This window comes from Brucella ciceri, from assembly GCF_041930145.1.
GTDB lineage: Bacteria > Pseudomonadota > Alphaproteobacteria > Rhizobiales > Rhizobiaceae > Brucella > Brucella intermedia.
On sequence record NZ_JBHEEV010000016.1, the window covers coordinates 47,608 to 54,885 of the forward strand.

Sequence of the window (7,278 nt, forward strand, 5' to 3'; positions counted from 1 at the left end):
AAGATCGCACGTCGATCTCGACGTGCGACTTTGATTTCTGCGCCGATCACCGCTGCCATCAGGCAGCAATTTCGTCCGCCGGTTCGTCCTCCGCACCTGCGGCGCGTTCCCATGCCAGCGTGTTGCGCCGATAGAGCATGAAAAGTGCTGCAATGACCACGGCGATCACAGCGATACCAATGGCACCGAGCCACTGGATGGCCGAGATGATGACATATGGCACCCACAGGAAACCGTCGACCACAGACGTAATCTGCAGGGCGTTTTCAGGCAGCTTGAAGCCCGATGAAACGGCAGCGCTGGTGAACAACGGTGCGAGAGCATTGGCGACATAGAAGCCGATGGCCAGCGTAATCGTTCCGACGACGACCATGCGAAACACGTTTCCTTTCAGGAGCGGTGCAGTCATGGCGACGATGAACGGAATGACGGCGAGGTCGGCAAACAGGATCACGCGGTTGCCCGGCAGGATGACCGACAGGATGATCGCAATCGGCACGAGAATGAGCGAGGACGAAATCGCCGCCGGATGCCCGATGAGGATAGCCGAGTCGAGGCCGACGAGAAGTTCGCGGTCGCCGGTGCGCTTGCGCACGAATTCCTGCGCCGCGTCCGATACCGGCAACAGTCCTTCCATCAGGATTTTGACCATGCGCGGCAGAAGCAGCATCACTGCGGCAAGCGTCATGCCGGTGCCGAGAACCTTTGCCAGGATAGTTCCGAAATCGCCCGCATTGTAAAATGCTATGAGGCCGAGCACCAGACCGATGATGAGGCCGAGCACGACCGGTTCACCGAACACGCCGAAGCGGCGTTCGATGGTTTCGGTGCTGATATTGATTTTGTTGATGCCGGGAATGCGGTCCATGATCCAGTTGAGGATGATCGCAATCGGCAGAATCTGCGCGGAAGCCAGATGCGGCACGGAAACGCCCGGCACGCCATAGAATTGCTGAACGGCGCGCGCTGACCAGTCTGCAAACAACAGCGATAGAGCGGCAACGAGCGCTGCAATGATGATGCCATAGGCAAGGTTGTCGGTTGCAGCGACGACCAGTGAGCCGACAAAGGCAAAGTGCCAGAAATTCCACACGTCCACATTCAGCGTGCGTGTCCAGCGTAGCAGCAGAAGCGCGATGTTGACGAGAATGCCGACCGGAATGACCCATAAGCCCACTGACGAGCCGAAGGCGATTGCAGCAGCCGAAGGCCACCCGACATCGACGATATCGCGCTTGATGCCGGTATTGGTGACGATTGCCTGCGCCACTTCACCGATAGAGGTGAACATCAGGCCCAGAACCAGATTGATACCGATGAAAGCCACGCCGATGGTCACGGCTGCACGGAAGGCCTTGCCCACTTTTGCGCCAAGTACGACGGCAATGATGAAGATGACAATCGGCAGCAGAACCGTTGCCCCCAATGTATCGATTGCCGATTTCAACCCGCTCAGAAATGCGTCCATTTATTTCTCCTCCCCCCGGGGCACTTTCCCAAAGTGCGCCGAGCTAACAGAACGCCATTATTAGCTCGCACGTATCGACGTTTCAAAAAGTGAACCGGGCGAAACGGCAGAACATTTGTATTCTATATCAAACCAAAGTTGAATAACAATATGGCATCTGGATGCTCCGGCTTGCGGCCCCTTAATGAACACTGGTATTGACTTAAAAACAAATGTTCATTAATCCATAGGGTATCAGAGGAGACTGCGAGAATTTTTGCAGGGAGGTTCAGGAGGAAACGATGGCAACCAATGTGGCGTTGACAGGTTTGGCGCGTGACATGCAGGCGCGTGCGGATAGTGGGCGGCCCATTCGCATCGGCCTGATCGGCTCGGGCGAGATGGGCACGGATATCGTCACGCGTGTCGCGCATATGCCCGGCATCGAAATCGGCGCCATCTCCGAACTGCGTATTCCCAATGCCCTGAAAGCGGTCGATATTGCTTTCCAGGAAGAAGGCCATGGCCGCGAGGTTTCGACCGCTTCCGATCTGACTGCCGCCATGGAGGCGCACAAGGTCGCCGTAACCGACAATGCCGATCTGATCCTTGAAAACGACCTTATTGATGTTGTGATCGATGCGACCGGAGTTCCGGCTGTCGGCGCCGAAATCGGCCTGCGCGCCATGGAGCACGGCAAGCATCTCGTCATGATGAATGTCGAAGCTGACGTCACGATCGGCGCTTACCTGAAAGCGGAAGCCGAACGTCTCGGCGTCACCTATTCACTGGGTGCCGGCGATGAGCCGTCGTCATGCATGGAACTGATCGAGTTTGTGACGGCGATGGGCCATCCGATTGTGGCTGCAGGAAAGGGCAAGAACAATCCCCTCAACATCGATGCTGTTCCCGACCAATATATTGAAGAAGCCACGCGCCGAAACATGAATGTGCGCATGTTGGTGGAATTCGTGGATGGTTCGAAAACCATGGTCGAAATGGCCGCCATTGCCAATGCCACGGGTCTTGTCCCGGATAAGGCTGGCATGCATGGCCCTGCTGCAACGCTGGATCAGCTCAACAAGACACTGATTCCTGAAAAGGACGGCGGCGTGCTGTCGAAGGTCGGCGTGGTCGATTATTCGATCGGCAAGGGCGTAGCTCCGGGCGTGTTTGTCGTGGCCGACATGTCGCATCCGCGTATTTCCGAGCGTATGGAAGATTTGAAGATGGGCAAGGGTCCATATTTCACATTCCATCGTCCATATCACCTGACTTCCCTCGAAGTGCCGCTCACCTGTGCCCGGGTGGTGCTCTACGGCAAGCCGGACATGGTGCCGCTTTCAAAGCCGGTCGCGGAAGTGGCTGCGGTTGCAAAGAAGGACATGCAGCCAGGCGAAAAGCTCGATGCGATTGGCGAATATTGCTACCGCGCGTGGATCATGACCTCAGGCGAAGCGCGTAGCGCGCATGCGATCCCCTGCGGGCTTCTGCAAGGTGGCAGCGTGACCAGGCCGATCAAAAAGGGCGAGCTCATCACCTACGATAACGCGGCTGTGGCTCCCGGTTCCAGGATTGCCGAGCTGCGCGCGCGTCAGGACAAGCTCGTTTACGGAGCGTAAGGACAAACATCATGGTTCAAGCCAAAAAAGTCGAACCGCAGGATACGGGCGACCGTCACAACTTGCCCTATGCCTTCCGCACCTATTCGCCGGATCAACTGAAAGAAGCGCTGCACAAGATGTATCTCATCAGGCGCTTTGAAGAGGGGGCGGAGGAAAGCTACACGCGCGGCCTCATTCACGGAACGATGCATCTTTCCATCGGGCAGGAAGCCAGTGCCATGGGTTCGTGCCTGCCGCTGAATGACGACGACATGATCACATCCACGCATCGCGGTCACGGCCACTGCATCGCCAAGGGCGCGGACGTGAAGCGCATGTTTGCCGAGTTTTTCGGCAAGGAAACCGGCTATTGCAAGGGCCGTGGCGGCTCCATGCACATCGCCGATGTTTCCAAGGGCAATCTTGGCGCAAACGGTATTGTGGGCGGCGGTATTCCGATTGCGGTAGGTGCTGCGCTTTCCGCCAAGAAACAGAAAAACGGCAAAGTTGTCGTGTCGTTCTTCGGTGATGGCGCGAACAATGAAGGTGCCTTCCACGAAGCTCTCAATATGGCTTCGGTGTGGAAGCTCCCGGTCGTTTTCGTCTGTGAAAACAACGGTTACGGCATGTCCACCTCCACCCGGCGATCGACGGCGGTTGCGAATGTCGCCGACCGCGCATCGGCCTACAACATGCCGGGCGTGATCGTGGATGGCAATAATCTGTCCGAAGTGGCGGAAGCCGTCAGCGAGGCCACCGAGCGCGCACGGCGCGGGGATGGGCCAACGCTGATCGAAAACAAGACTTACCGTATCAGAGGTCATTCCAAGAGCGACCGCAACCGGTATCGTACCAAGGAAGAAATCGAGCATTGGCAGAATGATCGCGATCCAATCGCGCATTTCGAGGCTGATCTGAAAGCCTATGGTTTCATCAACGACGCCGAGATCGAGGCAATCCGCGCCGAGGTCGAGAAGGAAATCGCCGAGGCGATTGAATTCGCCAAGAACAGCCCTGCGCCCGATCTTACCAATCTGACCCGCGACGTTTACACGGACGATATTTGAACATGGACACGACAATCCGTGAGTTGAGCTATTCGCAAGCCATTCAGGAAGCCATGGCGATTGCCATGGAGCGCGATGATCGCGTGTTTCTGATGGGCGAAGACATTGGCGTGTATGGCGGCGCATTTCAGGTGACCGGTGATCTTGTCCATCGCTTCGGTGAAGACCGCGTTATGGATACGCCGATTTCGGAACTGGGGGGCGCTGGCGTAGCGGTTGGTGCAGCATTGACCGGCATGCGTCCGATCTTTGAGTTCCAGTTTTCCGATTTTGCTGCCCTCGGTATGGAGCAGATCGTCAATCAGGCGGCAAAAATCCGCTACATGCTTGGCGGTGCTGTGTCCGTGCCGCTGGTCATGCGCTTTCCGGCAGGCTCTGGAACGGGCGCTGCGGCGCAGCATAGCCAGAGCCTCGAGGCATGGCTGGGGCATGTTCCGGGCCTGAAGGTCCTCCAGCCTTCCACCCCGCATGACGCCAAAGGCATGTTGCTGGCGGCCGTCGAAGATCCAGACCCTGTGATGATCTTTGAGCACAAGCTGCTTTACAAGATGAAAGGCCCTGTTCCCGAAGGCTTCTACACGGTTCCTATCGGCAAGGCGGAAGTGGTGCGCGAAGGTCGCGACCTGACTATTGTTGCAACCGCCATCATGGTGCACAAGGCGCTCGATGCGGCTGGCGAACTTGCGCGGGAAGGGATCGACGTTGAAGTGATCGACCTGCGCACGGTACGTCCGATCGATCGCGAAACCATCATCAAAAGCGTCAAGAAGACGTCCAGGCTGCTCTGCGTTTATGAAGCGGTGAAGACGCTTGGCATCGGTGCTGAAATCTCCGCAATCGTCGCGGAAAGCGATGCTTTCGACTATCTCGATGCACCAATCGTGCGCCTTGGCGGTGCCGAAACTCCAATTCCTTATAATCCCGACCTCGAGCGCGCGACCGTTCCACAGGTGCCCGACATTTTGAGAAGCGCTCGCGATCTGGTTAAGGGAGTGCGCTGACCATGGCCGTGGAAGTCATTCTCCCCAAGGTCGATATGGATATGGAAACGGGCCAGATTTCGCGATGGTACGCCAAGGATGGCGATATGGTCACGAAAGGCCAGCTTCTCTTTGAAATCGAGACCGACAAGGCTGCGATGGAAGTCGAGGCGCCTGCTTCGGGCGTCATCGCGGACATCAGCGCGGCGGAAGGGGCCGTTGTGCCTGTCGGCCAGGCTGTCGCCTGGATTTATGAAGAAGGCGAAGAGCGCAGCGGCAAGCCCGCAGCGGTTGCCCAAGAGCCGATTGCTGCTGCGCCCGTCGATAGGGCAATCGAAACAGCAACGCCGAAACAGCATGATCCCAAGTCCTCCCAAGACGACGAACGGGATTCAGCGGACAAGGTCCGGGCGACACCGCTCGCCCGGCGGCTTGCGCGTGATGCAGGCATCGACTTGGCTACCGTTCAGGGATCGGGTCCGAAGGGCCGCGTGCAGAAGAAGGACGTCGAAGGCGATATCGGCGTTGCGAACCTTGCGATACCGGCCAAATCGTTTGCAAGCAAAAATGCCGAACCGACCCCACTCGGCCAGCTCAATGCAATCTGGTTGCGTGAGGGGGAAGCAGGGCGTCTGCCGGTGGTTCTGCTCCATGGCTTTGCAGCCGATCTCAATTCCTGGCGCGGATTGTTTGCCGGCGCATCGCTGGGCCGTCCGATCCTGGCGCTTGATCTTCCCGGACATGGCAATTCGCCCCGCATCGTCCCCGAAAATATCGATGATATTGCTGCCGGGGTTGAAGCGACGCTCGGATCCCTGGGTGTTAGCTCGTGCCTTTTGGTCGGGCATTCGCTTGGTGGCGCTGTGGCGAGTGTCGTCGCGGCGCGGGGGCTCATCGATGTGCGCTCTTTGCTGCTGATTTCATCGGGCGGCTTGGGACCCCAGATCAACGGCGCCTTCATCAAGGGGCTTGTCGGCGCGAAAAGCGAAGCCAGCATCGTTCCCTGGCTGAAACTGCTCGTCGCCGACGAGACCCGTCTGACCAAGCCGTTCATTAATGCAACAGTTACGCAGGCTGCCGATACAGAACTGCGCAATACGCAGGAAGCGATTGGCGCCCGGTTCTTCGCAGATGGCACCCAAACCTTTGAGATTCGCTCAAGCATTGCAGCTCTTGCGATGCCGGTGCGGCTTATCTTCGGAGCGGAAGACCGGGTTATCCCCGTGGTTCACGCGCATGGTCTGCCGGGCAAAGTTGGCGTCCACATCTTCGCCGGTTGCGGACATATGCCACAGATCGAGGAGCGGACTGCCGTGCTGCAAATCCTGAAGGAGTGCGCAGCCGCTGCCGAAGCAATGTAATCAAGAACGGCACATCGCGTTGCAGCGATGTGCTGTCTTTCATTCCGGTTGCGCCATTTCACGGAGCATCTGCGCCGCACTTTCTTCATCGGTGATGAGAACGGTCGGCTTCAGAAGCTTTATCGCGCCAAGCAGGGCTGCAATCTTCTCTTTTCCGCCTGACGTGAGGATACGCTGCGGCGTCTTTTGTAGACTTTCGATCTTCGCCGACATGACACGATCATGGACCGGATCATCGACGATCTTGCCGTCCTTGTCATAGAAATGGAACAGCACGTCGCCAACGGCGCCGTTTTCGATGAGGGACAGTTTCTGCGCCTCATCGATCAGGCCCACACGATAGGACGTGCTGCTGGCGGTCTGAATATCGCCGACGCTGAGCAGGACCATGTCGAGTTCTTCGGCCATGTCGAGCACGGTGTTCAGCCCGCAGCGCTCGATGAGGGCAATGCGGGTTTCCTTGCTGTCGACCAGAGCCGGGGCGGGGATCAGGTAGCCTTCGCCCTGAAAAATCTGCGCAAACTGCCAAGCGAATTCCGGCGGATTTGAACGGCGCGGCTGTACGATGCCGCCGAGCAGGGAAATGACTTTCAGATCGTTGAGCGGGCGCGCCCCGATATGTTGCAGGGTGCTGGAAAGGGTACGTCCCCAGCCCACCCCGATCGTCATGCCGTGCTGCACCTTTTCGGAAAGATAGGCGCCCGTGGCGGCACTGATTGGCGGGATAGGATCGATGTCGGGTGAAGAGAGGGGGGCGACGATGGCGCGGTCCAGTCCGAAGGTTTTCTCAAGTTCGACTTCGAGGGATGTCAGACTTGC

Annotated in this window: 6 protein-coding genes; 4 read left to right on the forward strand and 2 right to left on the reverse strand. The window is 57.9% G+C overall.

From position 1 onward, the window contains the following. Nucleotides 1-58: 58 nt before the first annotated feature. Complete coding sequence (locus JNC63_RS20775; RefSeq protein WP_006471856.1) at nt 59-1,468, reverse strand: PTS galactitol transporter subunit IIC; 1,410 nt, start codon at nt 1,466-1,468, stop codon at nt 59-61. 281 nt (nt 1,469-1,749) lie between these two features. On the opposite strand from JNC63_RS20775, the gene JNC63_RS20780 reads away from it, so the two are divergent. The 4 genes from JNC63_RS20780 to JNC63_RS20795 are packed head-to-tail and all read left to right on the forward strand — an operon-like array spanning nt 1,750 to nt 6,459. After that, nucleotides 1,750-3,069 (forward strand): NAD(P)H-dependent oxidoreductase, encoded by a 1,320-nt coding sequence (locus JNC63_RS20780; RefSeq protein ID WP_006470088.1) that lies wholly within the window; start codon nt 1,750-1,752, stop codon nt 3,067-3,069. 11 nt (nt 3,070-3,080) lie between these two features. Then, nucleotides 3,081-4,118 (forward strand): thiamine pyrophosphate-dependent dehydrogenase E1 component subunit alpha, encoded by a 1,038-nt coding sequence (locus tag JNC63_RS20785; RefSeq protein ID WP_006470089.1) that lies wholly within the window; start codon nt 3,081-3,083, stop codon nt 4,116-4,118. A gap of 2 nt (nt 4,119-4,120) precedes the next feature. Beyond that, the gene (locus JNC63_RS20790) at nt 4,121-5,119 is read left to right on the forward strand and encodes an alpha-ketoacid dehydrogenase subunit beta (RefSeq protein WP_025091127.1); all 999 of its coding nucleotides are present in this window, start codon (nt 4,121-4,123) and stop codon (nt 5,117-5,119) included. A 2-nt stretch (nt 5,120-5,121) separates the two neighbouring features. Beyond that, a complete protein-coding gene (locus JNC63_RS20795) occupies nt 5,122-6,459 on the forward strand; it encodes an acetoin dehydrogenase dihydrolipoyllysine-residue acetyltransferase subunit (RefSeq protein WP_006470091.1) in 1,338 nt (445 codons plus the stop codon). Nucleotides 6,460-6,498: 39 nt separating this feature from the next. Here the strand turns inward: JNC63_RS20795 and JNC63_RS20800 are convergent. Beyond that, the coding region (locus JNC63_RS20800) for a sugar-binding transcriptional regulator (protein WP_374846741.1) at nt 6,499-7,278 on the reverse strand (780 nt) is incomplete at its 5' end.